This window comes from Pseudomonas sp. NPDC087029 (assembly GCF_044745345.1).
In the GTDB taxonomy this organism is placed as follows: Bacteria; Pseudomonadota; Gammaproteobacteria; order Pseudomonadales; family Pseudomonadaceae; genus Aquipseudomonas; species Aquipseudomonas faucium.
The window spans coordinates 57,227-77,682 of sequence record NZ_JBIVAB010000009.1; the positions used below are offsets into that span (position 1 = coordinate 57,227).

Below are 20,456 nucleotides of genomic sequence, written 5' to 3' on the forward strand. Positions count from 1 at the left end.
TTGAGCAAGGCCCAGGCAGTCCGGCGCATCGGCATTCTTGGCGGTACTTTCGACCCTGTGCACATCGGTCACCTGCGCAGCGCGCTGGAGGTGGCCGAGTTCATGGCGCTCGATGAGTTGCGCCTGCTGCCCAACGCCCGGCCGCCGCACCGCGACACCCCGCAGGTGGCGGCGCAGGATCGCCTGGCGATGGTGCGTGAAGCGGTGCAGGGCGTCGAACGCCTGAGCGTCGATGCCCGGGAGCTGGCGCGCGACAAACCGTCGTACACCATCGACACCCTGGAATCGATCCGCGCCGAACTGGGCGCCGCTGACCAGCTGTTCCTGGTGCTGGGCTGGGATGCCTTTTGCGGCCTGCCTGCCTGGCACCGCTGGGAAGAATTGCTGCAACACTGTCACATCCTGGTGCTGCAACGCCCGGATGCCGACGTCGAACCCCCTGACGAGCTGCGCAACCTGCTGGCTGCGCGCTCCGAGAGCGATCCCACCGCCATGTCCGGCCCGGCGGGAAATATTTCGTTCGTCTGGCAGACACCGCTCGCGGTGTCGGCTACACAGATCCGACAGCTGCTGGCCAGCGGCAAATCGGTGAGGTTCCTGGTGCCGGACGCCGTACTGGCCTACATCGAGGCACACGAACTGTATCGTGTGCCTAACTGACGGTGCCCTGCGGGCGCCTCATCCAACGAGTTGAACGAGTTTTATATGAGCAAGCAAAAAAACAACGGCATCAGCGGCGAAGCACTGGTCAAGCTGACCATCGGCGCGCTGGAAGACGTCAAGGCCCAGGACATCCAGGTCATCGACGTGCGCGACAAGCACAGCCTCACCGACTACATGATCATTGCCACCGGTACCTCCAACCGCCAGATCAACGCGATGCTGGAAAAGGTCCGTGAAGCGGTCAAGAAAGAAGGCGCACAGCCGCTGGGCGAAGAAGGCAAGGGCGACAGCGACTGGGTGCTGCTGGACCTGAACGACGTCATCGTGCACATGATGACCGCCGCTGCCCGCCAGTTCTACGACCTGGAGCGCCTGTGGCTGGGTGCCGAGCAGAGCCGTGCCGCCGATGCCAAGCACCACAGCCCGGAAAACGCCAGCGACTACTTCACCGACAAGCTCAAAGACCGGGAATAAAGCGCTGTGCGTCTGCGCCTGATCGCGGTCGGTTCGCGCATGCCCAAGTGGGTCGAGGAAGGCTGGCATGAATATGCCAAGCGCCTGCCCCAGGAGCTGTCGCTCGAGCTGGTGGAAATACCGCTGAACACCCGTGGCAAGAATGCCGACGTCGCCCGCCTGATCCGTCAGGAGGGCGAAGCCATGCTGAGCAAAGTGCAGCCGGGGGAACGCATCGTCACCCTCGAGGTCCATGGCAAGCCCTGGAGTACCGAGCAGCTGGCCACCGAGCTGGACCGCTGGCGCCTGGACTCGCGTACGGTGAACTTGATGGTGGGCGGCCCGGAAGGGCTGGCGCCGGAGGTCTGCGCACGCGCCGAGCAGCGCTGGTCGCTGTCACCGCTGACCTTGCCGCACCCGTTGGTAAGGATACTGATCGGCGAGCAGATCTACCGCGCCTGGACCGTGCTGTCCGGGCATCCTTACCACAAATGAGCCTGTAAGCAGTCCGATGTCGCAGCCGATCCGTCTCAAGGACCACGAGAAAGACGCCCGCCTGGTGCGCAACCGCGTCGTGTTCGGCGCGATCGCGATCATGCTGCTGATCTGCGTGCTGATTGCCCGCCTGTATTACCTGCAGATCATCCAGTACGACTATCACTCCACGCTGTCGGAGAACAACCGGGTGCACGTGCAGCCGATTCCGCCGACACGCGGGCTGATCTTCGACCGCAACGGGGTGATCATCGCCGATAACCGGCCAAGCTTCAGCCTGTCGATGACCCGCGAACGTGCGGGTGACTGGCAGCAAGTGCTGGACAACATCGTCGAAGTGCTGGAACTCACCCCAGATGACCGGACGCTGTTCGAGAAGCGCATGAAGCAGGGGCGCCGGCCGTTCGAGCCGGTACCGATCCTGTTCGAGCTCAACGAGGAGCAGATCGCCCGGGTGGCGGTGAACCAGTTCCGCCTGCCAGGCGTGGAGGTGGTGGCCCAGTTGGTGCGGCATTACCCGCAGGGTGCGCATTTTGCCCACTCGGTCGGCTATGTCGGGCGGATCAACGAGAAAGAGCTCAAGACCCTCGACCCGGTCAACTACAGCGGCACCCACCATATCGGCAAGACCGGCATCGAGCGCTTCTACGAAGACGACCTGCATGGCCAGGTCGGCTACGAGGAAGTCGAGACCAACGCCCGTGGCCGGGTGCTGCGCGTGCTCAAGCGCACCGACCCCAAGCCCGGCAAGGACATCGTGCTGAGCCTGGACATCAAGCTGCAGGAAGCCGCCGAGGCCGCCCTGGGCGGGCGCCGTGGCGCGATCGTCGCGCTTGACCCGCGCACCGGCGAGGTGCTGGCGATGGTCAGCCAACCGAGCTTCGACCCCAACCTGTTCGTCACCGGCATCAGCTTCAAGGCCTATGCCGAACTGCGCGACTCGATCGACCGGCCGCTGTTCAACCGGGTATTGCGCGGCCTCTATCCGCCCGGCTCGACGATCAAGCCGGCCGTGGCCATCGCCGGCCTCGACAGTGGTGTGGTCAACGCCGGCAGCCGGGTGTTCGACCCTGGCTACTACCAGTTGCCCAACTACGACCACAAATACCGTAACTGGAACCGCACCGGTGATGGCTGGGTCGATCTCGACACCGCGATCATGCGTTCCAACGACACCTACTTCTATGACCTTGCCCACAAGATGGGCATCGATCGGCTGTCCACCTACATGAACAAGTTCGGCATCGGCCAGAAGGTCGCCCTGGACATGTTCGAGGAATCGCCCGGGCTGATGCCGTCGCGCGAATGGAAACGCGCCACCCGGCGCCAGGCCTGGTTCCCGGGTGAAACCCTGATTCTCGGCATCGGCCAGGGCTACATGCAGGCCACGCCGCTGCAGCTGGCCCAGGCCACCGCGCTGATCGCCAACAAGGGTGTGTGGAACCGCCCGCACCTGGCCAAGACCATCGAAGGCCAGCTGCCAGTGGACCCCAACCCGATGGAAGACATCGTGCTGCGTGACAAGTCCGACTGGGCCAAGGTCACCCACGGCATGGAGCAGGTGATGCACAACGCCCGGGGTACCGCGCGCAAGGCCGCGGCCGGCGCCCAGTACCGCATTGCCGGCAAGAGCGGTACCGCCCAGGTGGTGGCGATCAAGCAAGGCGAGAAGTACGACCGCAACAAACTTCAGGAGCGCCACCGCGACCACGCCCTGTTCGTCGCCTTCGCCCCCGCCGACGATCCGAAGATCGTGGTGTCGGTGATGGTCGAGAACGGCGAATCCGGGTCCGGCGTCGCTGCCCCCGTGGTGCGACAGATCATGGACGCCTGGCTGCTCGATGAGCACGGCCGGCTCAAGCCAGAATTCGCGCCTGCCACCGTCGCCCAGGAAACGGCCCCGTGAAGAACAATTTCGATCGCATGCTCTCCAGCGAGGACGTGATGCGTCGGCGCGCGAGCTTTCTGCAGCGCATCCACATCGACGGCCCGTTGCTGGTCATTCTGCTGACCCTCGCGGCCGGCAGCCTGTTCGTGCTGTATTCGGCCAGTGGCAAGAACTGGGACCTGCTGCTCAAGCAGGCCACCTCGTTCGGCATCGGCCTGGTGTCGATGTTCGTCATCGCCCAGCTCGAGCCGCGCTTCATGGCCCGCTGGGTGCCGTTGGCGTACCTGGCCGGGGTGTTCCTGCTGATCGTGGTGGACGTCATGGGCCACAACGCCATGGGCGCCACGCGCTGGATCAACATCCCCGGGGTGATCCGCTTCCAGCCCTCCGAGTTCATGAAGATCATCATGCCGGCGACGATCGCCTGGTACCTGTCCAAGCGCACCTTGCCGCCACAGCTCAAGCACGTGGCCATCAGCCTGGTGCTGATCGGCATGCCGTTCATCCTCATCGTCCGCCAGCCCGACCTGGGTACCGCGTTGCTGATTCTCGCCTCCGGGGCCTTCGTGCTGTTCATGGGCGGCCTGCGCTGGCGCTGGATCATCAGCGTGCTGGCGGCCGCGGTGCCGGTGGCGGTGGCCATGTGGTTCTTCGTGATGCACGACTACCAGAAGCAGCGCGTGCTGACCTTCCTCGACCCGGAAAGCGACCCGCTGGGCACTGGCTGGAACATCATCCAGTCCAAGGCGGCGATCGGCTCCGGCGGGGTGTTCGGCAAGGGCTGGCTGCTGGGCACCCAGTCGCACCTGGACTTTTTGCCGGAAAGCCACACCGACTTCATCATCGCCGTGCTCGGCGAGGAGTTCGGCCTGGTCGGCATCTGCCTGCTGCTGATCGTCTACCTGCTGCTGATCGGCCGCGGGCTGATGATCACAGCCCAGGCCCAGACTCTCTACGGCAAGCTGCTGGCGGGCAGCTTGACCATGACCTTCTTTGTGTACGTGTTCGTCAATATCGGTATGGTCAGCGGCCTTCTGCCCGTGGTGGGCGTGCCGCTGCCCTTCATCAGCTATGGCGGAACTTCGTTGGTGACGCTGCTGTCAGCGTTTGGCGTTCTGATGTCGATCCATACGCACCGCAAATGGATCGCACAGGTTTGAATAAGGTGAAGAATTTCATGCAAGCAGTGCGTAACTGGGCTGCCCGTTGTGCGCCGTGGATCGGCGCGGTGGGCCTGTTCAGCGCTGTCCAGCAAGCCCATGCCGGCGACTACGACAACTCGCCCCAGGTGGCCGAGTTCGTCAGCGAGATGGCTCGCGACTACGGTTTTGCCAGCGAACAATTGACCGGCGTGTTCCGCGAGGTGCATCGCAAGCAGTCGATCCTCGACGCCATTTCGCGCCCCGCCGAGCGGGTCAAGCCGTGGAAGGACTACCGGCCGATGTTCATCACCGACGCGCGCATCGCCCGCGGGGTGGACTTCTGGCGCCAGCACGAGGCGGTGCTGGCCCGTGCCGAGCAGGAATACGGCGTGCCGGCGCAGTACATCGTATCGATCATCGGCGTGGAGACCTTCTTCGGCCGCAATACCGGCAACTACCGGGTCATCGATGCCCTGTCGACCCTGGGCTTCGACTACCCGCCGCGCGCCGACTTCTTCCGCAAGGAACTGCGCGAGTACCTGCTGCTGGCACGCGACGAGCAACTCGACCCGCTCACGCTCAAGGGCTCCTATGCCGGTGCCATGGGCCTGCCGCAGTTCATGCCGAGCAGTTTTCGCAACTACGCCGTGGATTTCGACGGCGACGGCCATATCAACATCTGGAACAACCCCGACGATGCCATCGGCAGCGTCGCCAACTACTTCAAGCGCCACGGCTGGCTGGCCGGCCAGCCGGTGGTCAGCCGCGCCGATGTCAGCGGCGCGCGGGCCGACGAGGGCCTGACCACCGGTATCGAGCCGACCCGCACGGCCGGGGAGTTGCGGGCGCTGGGCTGGTCGAGTCATGATGCGTTGCGCGATGATCTGCCGGTTACCGCCTTCCGCCTGGAGGGCGACAACGGCCCCGAGTACTGGATGGGCCTGAAGAACTTCTACGCGATCACGCGCTACAACCGCAGCGTGATGTATGCCATGGCGGTGCATCAGCTCGCTGAACAGCTGGTCCAAGCACGGGGCGTCAAGTAATGCGCGCAATCTTCTCTGCCAACACCTTCAAGCTGCTGACCTGCATGGCCGTCGGCATGCTGCTGGTCAGCTGTTCGTCCAGCCGCCCGACCACCAAGGCCAGCGGCAATGCCGTGCGCTCGCAGCCGGGCCTGGACATCAACCGCGCCCACAAGGACGGTGCGCCGTGGTGGGACGTGGACGTCAACAAGATCCCCGATGCCACCCCGACCGTGCACAACGGTGCCTACAAGGCCAACCCGTACACGGTGCTGGGCAAGACCTACTACCCGATGCAGGACTCGCGCAGCTACCGCGCCGAGGGCACGGCCTCGTGGTACGGCACCAAGTTCCATGGCCAGAACACCGCCAACGGCGAGCTGTATGACCTGTACGGCATGAGCGCGGCGCACAAGACCCTGCCGCTGCCGGCTTACGTGCGGGTGACCAACCTGGCCAACGGGCGCAGCGTGATCCTGCGGGTCAACGACCGTGGCCCGTTCTACTCCGACCGCATCATCGACCTGTCCTATGCCGCCGCCAAGAAGCTCGGCTACGCCGAGATCGGCACCGCCCACGTGCGCGTCGAAGGCATCGACCCGCAACAATGGTGGGCCCAGCGCGGCCAGCAGCCGCCGTTGGTGCTGAAGGAGCCTCAGGTGGCGCAGACCCAGGCGATTCCGGCCACCACCGGGCGCGTCGAGCAATGGACGCCGCCGCCACAGCAGCATGCGGCGCCGGTGGTGCCGGTGCAGGTGGGCGGCGGTAATGTGCCGGGCGCCAACGGCGGCAGCTTCCTCCAGGTGGGCGCCTTCGCCAACCCGGACGCCGCCGAACTGCTGCGCTCCAAGCTCAGCACCATGGTCAGCGCGCCGGTATTCATCAGCTCCATCGTGCGTAACCAGCAGACCCTGCACCGGGTGCGCCTGGGGCCGATCAACAGCCAGGGCGAGATCCAGCAGGCGCAGGACAGCATCCGCCTGGCGAACCTTGGGCAGGCCAAGCTGGTCACAGCTGACTGACAATGGCGCTGCTGTGTCATGTAGGAGCGGCCTTGCGTCGCGAAAGGGCCGCAAAGCGGCCCCGATTTATGCCTTATCGCGCAGAGTACCGGGGCTGCTGTGCAGCCCTTTCGCGACGCAAGGCCGCTCCTACAGGTTTTGTCATGAATTGCCGGGCCCGGCCATGTACAATGCCAGCTTTTGCGCGTTGCGCCGGGCTGCATTGCAGCCACTAAAAACTAGACTGACTGGCGCTGGGCACACGATGTGGCCCAGGGAACATCTCAGACCATTAGCGATTTTCGAGAGACGGATGAACATCACCAACCTTGCCAAACGACTTTGCCTGCCTGTACTGCTGATGATCACGCCCGCCGCCTTCGCGGCCGAGCAGATGATGCCGGCACCACCGCAACTGGCAGCCAAGTCCTACGTACTCATGGACGCGTCCAGCGGCAACGTGCTGGTCGAGAACAACGGTGACGAGCGCCTGCCGCCGGCCAGCCTGACCAAGCTGATGACCGCCTACATCGCCACCCTGGACATCCGTCGTGGCCAGATCGGCGAGAACGACCCGGTCACCGTCAGCGAAAACGCCTGGCGCACCGGTGGTTCGCGCATGTTCATCAAGGTGGGCAGCCAGGTCACCGTCAGCGACCTGTTGCACGGCATCATCATCCAGTCGGGCAACGACGCATCGGTGGCCCTGTCCGAGCACATCGCCGGCAGCGAAGACGCCTTCGCCGACATGATGAACAAGACGGCCGCCGACCTTGGCATGTCCAACAGCCACTTCATGAACCCGACCGGCCTGCCGAACCCGGATCACTACTCGTCGGCCCACGACATGGCGCTGCTGGCCCGTGCCATCATCGACGTCGACCCGGCGCACTATGCGATCTACTCGCAGAAAGAGTTCTTCTGGAACAACATCAAGCAGCCGAACCGCAACCTGCTGCTGTGGCGTGACAAGACCGTCGATGGCCTGAAGACCGGCCACACCGACGAAGCCGGCTACTGCATGGTGGCTTCGGCGGTACGCGACGGCCAGCGCCTGATCGCCGTGGTGTTCGGCACCAACAGCGAGCAGTCCCGTGCTGCCGAGACCCAGAAGCTGCTGACCTATGGCTTCCGCTTCTTCGAAACCCAGACCTTCTACCAGAAGGGCACCGAGCTGACCCAGGCGCCGGTCTGGAAGGGCGCGACCAGCATCGTCAAGGCGGGCCTGGCCAACGACCTGACCATGACTATGCCTAAAGGCCAATTGAAGCGCCTGCAGGCTTCGATGACCATGAACCCGCAGCTCACCGCTCCGATCGCCAAAGGTGACGTGATCGGCAAGGTGGAAGTCAAACTGGACGAGAACGTGGTTCACAGCGCCGACCTGATCGCCCTTGATGGTGTCGAGGAAGGTGGTTTCATCCGTCGTATGTGGGATAGCATCCGTCTATTCTTCTACGGGTTGTTCAACTGATACGTGACCTGCCACGCCCCCGCTGATCTTGCGGGGGCGTTGTTGTTGCCACGGCTTACGAGGCCGTTTCCGCCATGAGCGAACCTGACGTCAAGTCGCACAAAATCGAATTCCCCTGCGCCGATTACCCGATCAAGGTCATCGGTGACACCGTGGTGGGCTTCAAGGACATGGTGATCGAAGTCCTGAGCAAGCACGCCAAGGTCGACCTTTCCACCCTGGCCGAGCGCCAGAGCAAGGAAGGCAAGTACACCACCGTGCAATTGCACATCGTTGCCGAAAGCGAGAACCAGCTGCACGATATCAACAGCGCCCTGCGCGCGACCGGCATCGTGAAAATGGTGCTCTGATGTCCCTTTGCCTCGGTATTCGCGAGCTTGGCCTGCAGCCCTATGAACCGGTGCTGGAGGCCATGCGTCGCTTCACCGAGCAGCGTAGCCCGGACAGCCAGGACGAAATCTGGCTGGTCGAGCACCCCGCGGTCTTCACCCAGGGCCAGGCCGGCAAGGCCGAGCACCTGCTGGTGCCGGGCGATATCCCGGTGGTGCAGACCGACCGCGGCGGCCAGGTGACCTACCATGGCCCCGGCCAGCTGGTTGCCTACCTGCTGCTGGACGTGCGCCGCCTGGGCTTTGGCGTGCGCGAACTGGTCAGCCGCATCGAGCAGACCCTGATCGACCTGCTGGCCAGCTACGGCGTCCAGGCGGCGGCCAAGCCCGATGCGCCGGGTGTCTACGTCGATGGAGCGAAGATCGCCTCCCTCGGCCTGCGAATCCGCAATGGCCGTTCTTTCCACGGCCTTGCTCTGAACGTGGACATGGACCTTGCGCCATTCCGCCGAATCAACCCCTGCGGGTATGCGGGGCTGGCCATGACCCAGCTGCGTGACCTGGCAGGCCCGATCGAACTCGACGAGGTCAGGACAAGGCTGCGCGGACAGCTGGTCAAGCACCTCGACTACGCTGAGCAGACGACCCTCACGGGCGGAATCGACTGAATATGACAACTGTGCAAGAAGCCGTGCCGAACCTGATACCTACCCAGGATGCCACCCCGCGCCCAGCGCCGAAGAAGGTGGAAGCTGGGGTCAAGCTGCGTGGCGCCGAAAAGGTCGCGCGCATCCCGGTGAAGATCATCCCCACCGATGAACTGCCGAAGAAACCGGACTGGATCCGCGTGCGAATCCCGGTTTCCCCGGAGGTCGATCGCATCAAGCAGCTGCTGCGCAAGCACAAGCTGCACAGCGTGTGCGAGGAAGCCTCCTGCCCGAACCTGGGCGAGTGCTTCTCCGGTGGCACCGCGACCTTCATGATCATGGGTGACATCTGCACCCGTCGCTGCCCGTTCTGCGACGTCGGCCACGGCCGGCCGAAGCCGCTGGACCTGGACGAGCCGAAGAACCTGGCCGTGGCCATCGCCGACCTGCGCCTGAAGTACGTGGTGATCACCTCGGTGGACCGCGACGACCTGCGTGACGGCGGTGCCCAGCACTTTGCCGACTGCATCCGCGAAATCCGCGCGCTGTCGCCGGGCGTGCAGCTCGAAACCCTGGTGCCGGACTACCGCGGCCGCATGGACGTTGCGCTGGAAATCACCGCGCAAGAGCCGCCGGATGTGTTCAACCACAACCTGGAAACCGTACCGCGCCTGTACAAGGCCGCGCGCCCGGGTTCCGACTACGACTGGTCGCTGGACCTGTTGCAGAAGTTCAAGCAGCTGGTGCCGCACGTGCCGACCAAGTCGGGCCTGATGCTCGGCCTGGGCGAGACCGACGAGGAAGTGATCGAAGTGATGCAGCGCATGCGCGAGCACGACATCGACATGCTGACCCTCGGCCAGTACCTGCAGCCGTCGCGCAGCCACCTGCCGGTGCAGCGTTTCGTGCACCCGGACACCTTCGCCTGGTTCGCCGAGGAAGGTTACAAGATGGGCTTCAAGAACGTCGCATCCGGCCCGCTGGTGCGTTCGTCCTACCATGCTGACCAGCAAGCCCACGAGGCCAAGATCAAGCTCTGATCCTGGTTCGAGTGGCCGATGCCGATGTGCGCCGCAAGGCGGCATCGGCATTTTTGTTAGGGCCTCGTTCCCACTGTGTCGGAATCGCTTCCGTCTGCATATTGGGCGGCCTTCTACCTGCAAGGAGTTGCACGATGAATTCCCCTGAAAGCATCGGATCGCGCTTGCCAGCCGCGCTGCCGGGCGATGCCTGCTTTGCCATCGTCGCCCCGGCCGGGCCGGCGCGGCTGGATGCGCAGAAGGCCAGCCAGTGGTTCGCCGAGCGCGGTTACCGTTGCCGCCTCTATCCCGGCGTCGAGCAGGCCCAGGGTTATCTGGCCGGCACTGACCAGCAGCGGCTGGATGACCTGCACGCCGCCTTCGCCGACCCGGCGGTCGATGCCATCCTGTGCATGCGCGGCGGCTATGGCAGCATGCGCTTGCTCGACAAGCTCGACTTCGAGCTGATTCGCCGCCACCCCAAGCCGCTGATCGGCTACAGCGACATCACCGCATTGCACACGGCCATCTACCGGCATACCGGCTTGCTGACCTTCCATGGGGGCATGCTCAATGCCGACCTGCTGGGCGCCAAGCTGCAACCGACCGAGTCTTCGCTGCTGGCGCAATTGACGGGGCGCGTGGAGGAGGGTGACGAGATTGCCCATCCTGGCGAGTTTGCCTTGAGCTGCGTGGTACCGGGTGTGGCCAGTGGGCGGTTGCTGGGCGGCAATCTGTCGATGCTGGGGGCGACCCTGGGCACGCTGGCCGAGATCGACACGCAAGGCAGCATCCTGTTCATCGAGGACGTCAACGAGCCGCTGTACCGGGTGGATCGCCTGCTGACCCAGATGCGCCTGGCGGGCAAGCTCGAAGGCGTGAGGGGCGTGCTGGTGGGGGATTTTGCCGGGATTACCGTGGCGGCGATGACGCCGTTGCTGCAGGCGGTGTTCGGGCCGCTGGGCGTGCCGGTGCTGGCCGGGTGGCGCAGTGGGCATTGTGATCCGAATGTGTGCTTGCCGCTGGGGGCCAGGGTGAGGCTGGATAGCCAAGCACGGAGCCTGGTGTTGGCTCAGGGGTTGTTCAAGGCTTGAGATCGCTGGGGCCGCTTTGCGGCCCTTTCGCGACACAAGGCCGCTCCTACAGGCAATCGTGGGCCTTGTAGGAGCGGCCTTGTGTCGCGAAAGGGGCGCAAAGCGCCCCCCAGCATTCTCACCGTTGGCGCAGGCTATCGAGCAGCTTGTGCGTCGGATACCCATCCGCCGGCCACCCCAGCCCCTGTTGGGCATTGCGGATCGCCTTGCGGGTGTTGGCGCCGATGATGCCATCTGGGTTGCCCGCATCATGCCCGCTGGCGTTCAGCAGGTTCTGCAGCTCCATGCGCTCGCTGCGGCTCAGCGGCAAGTCTTCCTTCGGCCAGTTGCCGGCAATGAACCCCCAGCCCGAGAAGCGATCGCCCAGCAAGCTCACCGCCAACGCATAGGACGACGAGTTGTTGTACTTGAGGATCGCGCGGAAGTTGTCCAGCACCAGGAACGCCGGGCCACGGGCGCCCGCCGGCAGCAGCAGGGCGGCAGACAGCTCGTTGCTGCCCGCCGGCAACTGCGTGCCCGCCGGCAGCTTCACGCCCAGCTGCAGCCACTCGCTGACCGGTTTGCGCAGCGAGCCGTCGGCCAGCCAGTAGTCGAAACCTTGCGGCACCTGCACTTCGAAGCCCCATGGCTGGCCGCGTTTCCAGCCAGAGCTCTGCAGGTAGTGGGCAGTCGAGGCCAGGGCATCGGGCGTGCTGTTCCAGATATCGCGGCGGCCATCGCCGTCGAAATCCACCGCATGGGTGTTGTAGGTGGTCGGGATGAACTGGGTCTGGCCCATGGCCCCGGCCCACGAGCCGCGCATGGCTTCAGGCTGGATGTCGCCGTGCTGGATGATCTGCAAGGCGGCGATCAGCTGGTCCTGGGCGAACTGCGGGCGGCGCCCCTCGTAGGCCAGGGTGGCCAGCGAACGGATCACCGACTTGTTGCCCTGGAACTGGCCGAAGTTGCTCTCCATGCCCCACACCGACACCAGCACCTGGCGGTCGACGCCATAGCGTTGCTCGATGCGCGAAAGCAGCTCGGCGTTCTGCTCCAGCAGGCGCTTGCCGTTGCGCACGCGCAGCGGGGACAGCGCGCCATCGAGGTATTCCCACACCGGGCGGGTGAATTCGGGCTGGCTGCGGTCGGCCTTGATCACGTCCATGTCCGGCGTGACGCCAATGAACGCGCGGTCGAAGGTGCTGGCCGAGATGCCGGCCTGCAGCGCTTGCTGGCGGAAACCAGCCTGCCATTGGGCAAAGGTCTGCAATGGCTGGATTTCGGTGCTGACGTCGGGCGTGGCGCTGGGCAGGGTCACTACCGGCGTGGGCTGGGCAGGTGCCAGCGGCAGGGCGTCGGCGGCGGTGGGTTTTTCCGCGCAGGCGACGAGCAGGATGAAGCTGGAGGCCGCGATGAGCTGGCGGGATTTCCAACGGGGGAGGAGGCTGAAGGGCATGCACAGATCCAGAAATTCAGGTCAGGTGCCGACCATATCATGCCTGCGCTTGCGATGCTTTCATGCGGCCAAAAAGTAAGAAGCCTCCCAATCTCTCGATTGGAAGGCTTCGCGGCGGTAGCTGCCTTTGCCCTTGTTCGGTTGTTCCTGGCGGCAGCGGAACAGCGGTTGGGCGATGATCGACTTGGCCTTGTTGGGGCCGTGCTTTTTCGGCTTTTTGCTCATGGCGGGTTTCCTGCTTGAGGGATGGGTTGCGCGGCGGACTGTAGGCCGGTAGCGGGGGCAGGGCCAATTGATTGTGTTTATGGCTCAGGGCCCTATCGCCGGCAAGCCGGCTCCCACAGGTTAACCACAATGCTCAGGTCCTGTGCTATCCCTGTGGGAGCCGGCTTGCCGGCGATAGGTCCCTTGAATGTTACTCGGGTGGCAAGACCAGGCGTTGGCCGGCCATCAGCAGCGACAACCGCGACAAGCCAGTCCACGGCGACCCTTCGGCCTGCCCCTTGATTTGCGCATCGATGCGCTGGGCATCTTGCAGCAGCTGCGCCCAACGCTGCGCCGAGAGGCGCTGCAGGGCCTTGCTCACCAGCGGCCTGCGCTTGTCCCACACCGGTGGCCGGGCCTGGCTGAAGGCCTTGTCCAGTGGCACCCCCTGGCTGAACTGCTGGGCCAGGCCCGCCAGCAGGCGCAGTTCACGGGCCAGTGCCCAGAGGATGACCGGCGGCTCCACCCCTTCGCCGCGCAAGCCTTCGAGCATGCGCAGGGCATGGGCGGCCTCGCCATTGAGAATGGCATCGACCAGGCCGAAGACATCGAAGCGGGCGCTGTCGGCCACGGCGGCCTGCACCGTTTCCACGGTGATCTGGCTGCCTTCGGCCAGCAACTTGAGCTTTTCGATCTCCTGGGCCGCGGCCAGCAGGTTGCCTTCGACTCGCGCCGCGATCAGGTCGACCGCATCGCGCTGCGCAGACAAACCGGCCTGGGCCAGGCGCTGGTTGATCCACTGCGGCAGCTGCTGGGCGTCCACCGGCCAGATCTGGATGAACTGGCAGTGCGCGCCCTCGATCAGCGCCTTGCCCCACTTGGTCTTCTGCGCACTGCCATCGAGCTTGGGCAGGCTGACCAGCAGCACGGTGTCCTCAGCGGGGCGTGCGCAGTATTCCATGAGTGCTGCAGCGCCCTTGTCGCCAGGCTTGCCCGAGGGCAAGCGCAGCTCCAGCAGGCGGCGCTGGGCAAACAGCGACAGGCTGGCGCCGGCCTGGAGCAAGGTGCCCCAGTCGAAGTTGGCGTCGGCACTGAACACCTGGCGTTCATCGAAGCCTTGCTGGCGCGCGGCATTGCGGATGGCGTCAGCGGCTTCCTGGCACAGCAGCGGGTCGTCGCCGCTGACCACGTAAACCGGGGCCAGTGCGCCTTGCAGGTGCTTGTTGAGTTGGGCGGGGGCGAGTTTCATGGGAAACGGACGGGGCACCGAAGTGCCCCGTGCGGGCTTAGCGGCCCGGGATTTCCAGTGGCGACTGCTGCGGCGTTTCCGCCTGCTGGCGGCGCGCCGCTTCCAGTGCGTCGGCTTCGGCCTTGGCACGTTCGTCAGCCTTGCGCTGCAGCTCGTCGAGCTGAGTCGGGGTCAGGTTCTGCAGGCGGGCCATCATCGACTGCACCAGTTCGCGGCGCATTTCCACGCGGGCCTGGCTGGCTTCCTGGTCGGAACCGGTGATGTTGCCGCCGTCGCGCACGTAGATCTTGCGCACTTCAACCTTGTCGCTCAGCAGTTCCAGGTTGTTCAGGCCCAGGATGCTGTAGTTGAGGGTGGTGGTGAGTTCGTATTCAGCAGTACGGCTGCCGCCGCTGTAGCTCGCCGAACGCTGGTTTTCCTGCTCGTTGGTGAGCTCCAGGCGGTAAGGCGCGCCGGTGTGCACGTTGACGCCGCTGCGCTCGAGTGCCTGACGCAGCTGGACCACGGTCTGGCCGTAGGCATTGCGCGCGCCGACGTCCATTTCCTTGACGCTCAGCTCGTTGGTACCGGTGCCGCGCAGCTGGAAACCGCAGGCGCTGAGCATGACAGCCAGGCCCATTACCAGCAGATTGCGTTTGATCATGTTGTTGCTCCCTTGTGGGCCGATACCGCCCACCCGCACTGGCTGCGGGTGGGCGTTGCCATCAGTTGGCGACGATGTTGACCAGTTTGCCCGGAACCACGATGACCTTGCGGATGGTCAGGCCATCGATGAAGCGCAGGACATTCTCGTTGCTGCGGGCAGCGGCTTCGACTTCCTCGCGGCTGGCTGCGGCAGGCATCTCGACCTGGCCGCGCAGTTTACCGTTGACCTGGACGACCAGGGTAATGGTGTCCTGCACCAGCGCTTGTTCGTCGACGCTCGGCCAGGCGGCATCGATCACCGACTCGGCGTGGCCCAGTTGCTGCCACAGCTCGTGGCTGATGTGCGGGGTGATCGGCGCCAGCAGCAGGGTAACGGCCTCCAGGCCTTCCTGCAGCAGGGCACGGTCTTGCGCGGTGGCCTGCGGAGCCTTTTCCAGCACGTTCATCACGGTCATCACCTGGGCGATGGCGGTGTTGAACTTGTGGAACTGGCCGACATCGGTGCTGGCCTGCTTGATCGCGGCGTGGATCGCACGGCGGATGGCTTTCTGCTCGTCGCTCAGCGCGGCGATGTCCAGCTGGCCTGGCAGGCCCTGGCTGACGTGGCCCTGGGCCAGGCGCCAGACGCGGCGCAGGAAGCGGCTGGCACCTTCGACGCCGGAGTCGGACCATTCCAGGCTCATGTCGGGCGGCGAGGCGAACATCATGAACAGGCGGCAGGTGTCGGCACCGTAGGCCTCGATCATCGACTGCGGGTCGACGCCGTTGTTCTTGGACTTCGACATCTTCTCGGTGCCGCCGATTTCCACCGGCAGGCCGTCGGTCTTCAGGCGTGCGCCGATGATCTTGGCCTTGGCATCCCGCTCGATCTCGACGTCGGCCGGGTTGAACCAGTCCTTGCCGCCATTGCTGGCAACGCGGTAGTAGGTCTCGGCGACCACCATGCCCTGGGTCAGCAGGTTCTTGAACGGCTCGTTGGAGGTGACCAGGCCTTCGTCGCGCATCAGCTTGTGGAAGAAGCGCGCGTACAGCAGGTGCAGGATGGCGTGCTCGATGCCGCCGATGTACTGGTCCACAGGCAGCCAGTGGTTGGCGGCTTTCGGATCGACCAGGCCCTTGTCGTAGTTCGGCGAGGCGTAGCGGGCGAAGTACCAGGACGATTCGACGAAGGTGTCCATGGTGTCGGTTTCACGCTTGGCCGCCGTGCCGCATTTCGGGCAGGTGCACTCGTAGAACTCGGGCATGCGCGCCAGCGGCGAGCCGGCACCGTCCGGTACCACGTTCTCTGGCAGGGTGACCGGCAGCTGGTCTTCCGGCACCGGCACGTCGCCGCAGGACGGGCAGTGGATGATCGGAATCGGGCAGCCCCAGTAACGCTGGCGGCTGATGCCCCAGTCGCGCAGGCGGAACTGGGTGCGCGACTTGCCCAGTTCCTTGCGGATCAGGGCCGCTTCGATGGCGTCGAAGGCGCCGGCGAAGTCCAGGCCGTCGAACTCGCCGGAGTTGATCAGCTGGCCGTGCTCGCCGTAGGCCGCCAGCCACTCGCTGCCGACTTCGTCGCCAACGCTGGTGCGCACCACTGCCTTGACCGGCAGGTTGTACTTGTGGGCGAACTCGAAGTCGCGCTCGTCATGGGCAGGCACGGCCATCACGGCGCCGTCGCCGTAGTGCATCAGCACGTAGTTGGCGACCCACACTGGCAGCTTCTCGCCGGTCAGCGGGTGCTCGACCAGCAGGGAAGTGGCCATGCCCTTCTTCTCCTGGGTGGCCATGTCGGCCTCGGCAACGCTGCCGCTCTTGCACTCGTCGATGAACGCCTGCAGCGCCGGGTTGCCCTGGGCGGCCTGGGTGGCCAGCGGGTGTTCCGCGGCGACGGCGACGTAGGTCGCGCCCATCAGGGTGTCGGGGCGGGTGGTGAAGACCTTGAGGGTGCCTTCGTGGCCGATGCTCGCCTGGTCGTAGGGGAACTGCACTTCCATGCCGCGCGACTTGCCGATCCAGTTGCGCTGCATGGTCTTGACCTGCTCAGGCCAGCCCGGCAGCTCGTCGAGGCTTTCCAGCAGCTCGTCGGCGTAGTCGGTGATGCGGAAGTAGTACATCGGGATTTCGCGCTTCTCGATCAGCGCGCCCGAACGCCAGCCACGGCCGTCGATGACCTGTTCGTTGGCCAGTACGGTCTGGTCGGCCGGGTCCCAGTTCACGGTCCCGTTCTTGCGGTAGATGATGCCTTTCTCGAACAGGCGGGTGAACAGCCACTGTTCCCAGCGGTAGTAGTCCGGCTTGCAGGTGGTGACTTCACGTGCCCAGTCGATGGCCAGGCCCAGGCTCTTGAGCTGGGTCTTCATGTAGTCGATGTTTTCGTATGTCCACTTGGCCGGGGCGACGTTGTTTTTCATCGCCGCGTTTTCCGCGGGCATGCCGAAGGCGTCCCAGCCCATCGGCTGCAGGACGTTCTTGCCCAGCATGCGCTGGTAACGGGCAATCACGTCGCCGATGGTGTAGTTGCGAACGTGGCCCATGTGTAGCTTGCCGCTCGGGTACGGGAACATCGATAGGCAATAGTAGGTGTCTTTGCCTGGCTGTTCGGTAACAGCGAACGATTGTTGCTCGTCCCAGAACTTCTGGGCGGCGGCTTCGATATCACGGGGCGTGTATTGTTCGTGCATGGCTACTTTTGGCTGAGAGAGAAGAGACCTTGTTCCAGGCAGCGGAACCTCGCTGCGTCCGGCACTCCGGTGTCATGAGGGTGAACGCCTAAGCATACAGCAGCGCCGCGCGTCGTGGGAAACCCTGATTGCGAATGGCCGCTGGTCGCTGCATCCGGCTGCTTTTCATAGCGCCGCTAAGCTCATGTGTGGGGGGAGATATTCTTTATCTTCAATGAGGTGAACGGATGGGAGAGACGCAGCTACCCGCAATCAAACCGGAGCTTTACGAACGCCTGATCGACCGTCTTGGCCTGGCACTGGAAGTTGCCAGAACGTCGGTGCGATTACGCGACGAGATGCCAGCCGAGCTGGAGTTGCGCGGTCTTAGCCACGCAGAGTTCGAAGTGATCAAGGCTTACCTGGAGTCCCTCCCGGAACGCCGCAATGCCTGCGCCGGAATATACCCGCAAGCGGAACCGAGCTCGGCAAAGATCATCTGGCTCAAGGACAAGAAACGCCCCGCCAGTACGGCGAGATCCAGGACGCTGCCGCATCGCTAGCCGTTCAGGACGCCAGGCGCAGGCCATCGCGCGCCGGTTCTTCGACAACACTTCTCATGATCGGCGCCGGCCGCCCACTTGTTGGCTGGCGTCGATCCTCTTAGGCTGCATGCCTTCCATGGAGGTGTAGCCGATGCCCATCAAGTTCTTCATCAAACAATGGCTGATGCCGCCTGGCGTCCTCTTCCTGCTGTTGCTGCTCGCCTGGTGGCTGCGGGTGCGGCGCCCGGGGCTGGCGGCGGTGTGCTTCGCGCTGGGCCTGGGCGGTTTGTGGCTGATGAGTCTGCCACTGGTGATGCAGAAGGCCGCCAGCCTGCTGGAGAGCGAGCCGGCCTTGCCGGTGAACGAATGGGCGGGCCTGGCGAGCAGGGCGGATGCGATCGTCGTGCTGGGCGCCGGGCGCGAGCGTGGCGACCCCGGCTGGGGCGGCGCCGACCAGCCCACTGCCACGGCGCTGGAGCGCATGCGTTTTGCGGCGACGCTGGCCAAGGCCTCGGGTTTGCCGGTGTTGACCAGCGGCGGGCTGCACTACGGCACCCCGCCTAGCGAGGCGCAGTTGATGGCAGAGCGGCTGCGGGAGGACTTCGCGGTCGAGGTCAAATGGCAGGAAGGCGCCAGCCGTACCACCTGGGAAAACGCCCGGCTCAGTGCCGATCTGTTGCTGGCGCAAGGGGTTCGCCGAGTCGTGGTGGTGACCCAGGCGTGGCACATGCAGCGTGCGCGCTGGAGCTTCGAGCGGGCGGGTTTCGAGGTGGTGCCGGCGCCGATGGGCTTCCTTGGGCGCGAGCATGCGCGGCCGTTCGCAGGGTTGCTGCCGGAGAGCCGGGCGATGTGGCAGAGCAGCCAGTTGCTCAATGAAGCGGTGGGGTTGGTGGGGTATCGATTGTTCTATTGAACGGGTTTCGTCCTTATCGCCGGCAAGCCGGCTCCCACGGGTACATCACAGTGTGGGAGCCGGCACCCTCAAACGGTCTTGGCGATCCGCCCCGCCAGCAGCGCCCACCCCAGCAGCAGCACGCAGACGATCGCCAGCGGCCACGAGCGCCACTGCAGATACGGCGTCAGTTGCTGCATCGGCACCACCTCGCCATACAGGATCCCGCGCTGGAACTGCGGGATCTCTGCAGTAATCCGCCCAAACGGGTCGATCAATGCGGTCACGCCGTTATTGGTCGCGCGGATCATCCAGCGGCCAGCTTCCAGCGCCCGCATCTGCGCCATCTGCAGGTGCTGCAGCGGGCCGATCGAGGTGCCGAACCAGGTGTCGTTGCTGATCGTCAGCAGCAGGTCGCTGCGCGCGGCCAGGCCTGCGGCGAACTCGGGGTAGACCACCTCGTAGCAGATGTACGGGGCAATCTGGTAACCCTTGGCCTGCAGCAGCGGCTGGTCTTCAGGCCCGCGGGCGAAGTCCGACATCGGCAGGTTGAAGAACTCGATCAGGCCGCGGAGCATGTCCTGCAGCGGCACATATTCGCCGAACGGCACCAGCTTCTGCTTGAGGTAGGTGCCGTCGCCTTCGCCGGTCACGGTCACGCCGTTGTAGTAGCGGCGCTGGTGGTGCACCTCTTCGCGCACCGGCACGCCGGTGATCAGCGCCGAGTGGCGATCGGCGGCCAGGCGGCCCATCACGTCGATGTAGCCCTGGGCCTGGTCCTTGAGGATCGGCACCGCCGTTTCCGGCCACACCAGCAAGTCCACGGGCTTGGCAGTGAAGGTCATGTCGCGGTACAGCGCCAGTTGCGCATCGATGTGCGCCGGGTCCCATTTCAGCTCCTGCTCGACGTTGCCCTGCAGCGCCGCGACCTTGAGCGGGTCGCCGGCGGGCTTGGTCCAGGCGTGCCCTTTCAGGGCCATGCCGGCGGCCCAGGTGGCCAGCAGCAGGACGATGCCGATGGCCAGGAATGAGCGGCGCTCACGCAGGCGGTGCAGGTTGCACAGCAGCGCGGCGGTCAAGGCCAGGGTAAACGAGACCAACCATACACCGCCCAGCGGGGCCAGGCCCGCCAGGGGGCCGTCCAGCTGGCTGTAACCGGCGTAGAGCCAAGGGAAACCGGTGAGGAACCAGCCGCGGAAGGCTTCTTGCACCAGCCACAAGGCCGCGAAGCACAAGGCGTCGGCCAGTGGCGCCTCGTTGCGCCGCAACCAGCGCGCCCAGAGCCACGTGGGCAAGGCGAAGAACCAGGCAAGGGCGGCGAAGAACGCCAGCAGCAGCACGATGGCCAACAGCGGCGAAGCGCCGCCGTAGGTGTTCATGCTGACGTAGATCCACCAGGTGCCGGCGCCATACAGGCCGAAGCCGAACCACCAGCCGCGCCACATGGCCTGGCGCGGGCTGAGCTCGCGCAGGCCGAGGTAGAGCACGGCGATGGACAGCAAGGCCAGCGGCCAGATGTCGAAGGGCGCCAGGGCCAGAAGGGTAGATGCGCCGGCCGCCAAGGCCAGCAGGTTACCGGGCCAGCCGGGGCGGGTGATCCAACGCATGTTT

The 20,456-nt window shown here is 64.9% G+C and carries 20 protein-coding genes; 14 read left to right on the forward strand and 6 right to left on the reverse strand.

Annotated elements, in window-relative coordinates:
* The 12 genes from nadD (at position 1) to ACIPG5_RS16110 (ending at position 11,230) form a co-directional block, all read left to right on the forward strand.
* Complete coding sequence (gene nadD / locus ACIPG5_RS16055) at positions 1-660, forward strand: nicotinate-nucleotide adenylyltransferase (RefSeq protein WP_176513735.1); 660 nt, start codon at positions 1-3, stop codon at positions 658-660.
* A gap of 45 nt (positions 661-705) precedes the next feature.
* Complete coding sequence (rsfS, locus tag ACIPG5_RS16060; RefSeq protein ID WP_176513738.1) at positions 706-1,137, forward strand: ribosome silencing factor; 432 nt, start codon at positions 706-708, stop codon at positions 1,135-1,137.
* A 6-nt stretch (positions 1,138-1,143) separates the two neighbouring features.
* Positions 1,144-1,611 carry a 23S rRNA (pseudouridine(1915)-N(3))-methyltransferase RlmH gene (gene rlmH, locus ACIPG5_RS16065; protein ID WP_008090421.1) on the forward strand — a complete coding sequence of 156 codons (468 nt, stop codon included), beginning with the start codon at positions 1,144-1,146 and terminating at the stop codon, positions 1,609-1,611.
* Positions 1,612-1,627: 16 nt separating this feature from the next.
* A complete protein-coding gene (gene mrdA, locus ACIPG5_RS16070; RefSeq protein WP_176513741.1) occupies positions 1,628-3,517 on the forward strand; it encodes a penicillin-binding protein 2 in 1,890 nt (629 codons plus the stop codon).
* Positions 3,518-3,555: 38 nt separating this feature from the next.
* Positions 3,556-4,659, forward strand: coding sequence for a rod shape-determining protein RodA (rodA, locus tag ACIPG5_RS16075; protein ID WP_176513755.1), 1,104 nt, complete (start codon positions 3,556-3,558; stop codon positions 4,657-4,659).
* A gap of 17 nt (positions 4,660-4,676) precedes the next feature.
* Positions 4,677-5,687 carry a lytic murein transglycosylase B gene (gene mltB, locus ACIPG5_RS16080; protein ID WP_176513744.1) on the forward strand — a complete coding sequence of 337 codons (1,011 nt, stop codon included), beginning with the start codon at positions 4,677-4,679 and terminating at the stop codon, positions 5,685-5,687.
* Complete coding sequence (locus ACIPG5_RS16085; RefSeq protein WP_176513747.1) at positions 5,687-6,688, forward strand: septal ring lytic transglycosylase RlpA family protein; 1,002 nt, start codon at positions 5,687-5,689, stop codon at positions 6,686-6,688. The genes mltB and ACIPG5_RS16085 overlap by 1 nt, the downstream gene beginning before the upstream one ends.
* A gap of 292 nt (positions 6,689-6,980) precedes the next feature.
* On the forward strand, positions 6,981-8,141 hold the full coding sequence (locus ACIPG5_RS16090; RefSeq protein ID WP_016393472.1) for a D-alanyl-D-alanine carboxypeptidase family protein: 1,161 nt from the start codon (positions 6,981-6,983) through the stop codon (positions 8,139-8,141).
* Between the two features lie 74 nt (positions 8,142-8,215).
* Entirely contained in the window at positions 8,216-8,491 is a 276-nt protein-coding gene (locus ACIPG5_RS16095; RefSeq protein WP_008100495.1) for a DUF493 domain-containing protein, read from the forward strand.
* Positions 8,491-9,138 (forward strand): lipoyl(octanoyl) transferase LipB, encoded by a 648-nt coding sequence (gene lipB, locus ACIPG5_RS16100; protein ID WP_286913802.1) that lies wholly within the window; start codon positions 8,491-8,493, stop codon positions 9,136-9,138. Before ACIPG5_RS16095 ends, lipB begins: the two co-directional genes overlap by 1 nt.
* A 2-nt stretch (positions 9,139-9,140) precedes the next feature.
* Positions 9,141-10,157: a lipoyl synthase gene (lipA, locus tag ACIPG5_RS16105; RefSeq protein ID WP_236193699.1), complete on the forward strand. Its 1,017-nt coding sequence runs from the start codon at positions 9,141-9,143 to the stop codon at positions 10,155-10,157.
* Between the two features lie 134 nt (positions 10,158-10,291).
* Entirely contained in the window at positions 10,292-11,230 is a 939-nt protein-coding gene (locus ACIPG5_RS16110; RefSeq protein ID WP_401376255.1) for an LD-carboxypeptidase, read from the forward strand.
* Between the two features lie 118 nt (positions 11,231-11,348).
* Here ACIPG5_RS16110 and ACIPG5_RS16115 read toward each other — a convergent pair whose 3' ends face one another.
* The 5 genes from ACIPG5_RS16115 to leuS all read right to left on the reverse strand — a co-directional run bounded on the left by ACIPG5_RS16115 (position 11,349) and on the right by leuS (position 17,429).
* Positions 11,349-12,665 (reverse strand): lytic murein transglycosylase, encoded by a 1,317-nt coding sequence (locus ACIPG5_RS16115; RefSeq protein ID WP_176514839.1) that lies wholly within the window; start codon positions 12,663-12,665, stop codon positions 11,349-11,351.
* Between the two features lie 60 nt (positions 12,666-12,725).
* Entirely contained in the window at positions 12,726-12,890 is a 165-nt protein-coding gene (gene arfA / locus ACIPG5_RS16120; RefSeq protein ID WP_003257578.1) for an alternative ribosome rescue factor ArfA, read from the reverse strand.
* A 190-nt stretch (positions 12,891-13,080) separates the two neighbouring features.
* The gene (gene holA / locus ACIPG5_RS16125) at positions 13,081-14,118 is read right to left on the reverse strand and encodes a DNA polymerase III subunit delta (protein ID WP_236237784.1); all 1,038 of its coding nucleotides are present in this window, start codon (positions 14,116-14,118) and stop codon (positions 13,081-13,083) included.
* Positions 14,119-14,155: 37 nt separating this feature from the next.
* The gene (lptE, locus tag ACIPG5_RS16130; protein ID WP_176514836.1) at positions 14,156-14,761 is read right to left on the reverse strand and encodes an LPS assembly lipoprotein LptE; all 606 of its coding nucleotides are present in this window, start codon (positions 14,759-14,761) and stop codon (positions 14,156-14,158) included.
* 61 nt (positions 14,762-14,822) lie between these two features.
* A complete protein-coding gene (gene leuS / locus ACIPG5_RS16135; RefSeq protein WP_176514833.1) occupies positions 14,823-17,429 on the reverse strand; it encodes a leucine--tRNA ligase in 2,607 nt (868 codons plus the stop codon).
* A gap of 227 nt (positions 17,430-17,656) precedes the next feature.
* Here leuS and ACIPG5_RS16140 point away from each other — a divergent pair, with 227 nt between their 5' ends.
* Positions 17,657-17,971 (forward strand): hypothetical protein, encoded by a 315-nt coding sequence (locus ACIPG5_RS16140; protein WP_176514831.1) that lies wholly within the window; start codon positions 17,657-17,659, stop codon positions 17,969-17,971.
* A gap of 133 nt (positions 17,972-18,104) precedes the next feature.
* On the forward strand, positions 18,105-18,866 hold the full coding sequence (locus tag ACIPG5_RS16145) for a YdcF family protein (RefSeq protein ID WP_176514829.1): 762 nt from the start codon (positions 18,105-18,107) through the stop codon (positions 18,864-18,866).
* 68 nt (positions 18,867-18,934) lie between these two features.
* Here ACIPG5_RS16145 and lnt read toward each other — a convergent pair whose 3' ends face one another.
* Positions 18,935-20,452: an apolipoprotein N-acyltransferase gene (gene lnt, locus ACIPG5_RS16150; RefSeq protein WP_401376261.1), complete on the reverse strand. Its 1,518-nt coding sequence runs from the start codon at positions 20,450-20,452 to the stop codon at positions 18,935-18,937.
* Between the last annotated feature and the right edge of the window lie 4 nt (positions 20,453-20,456).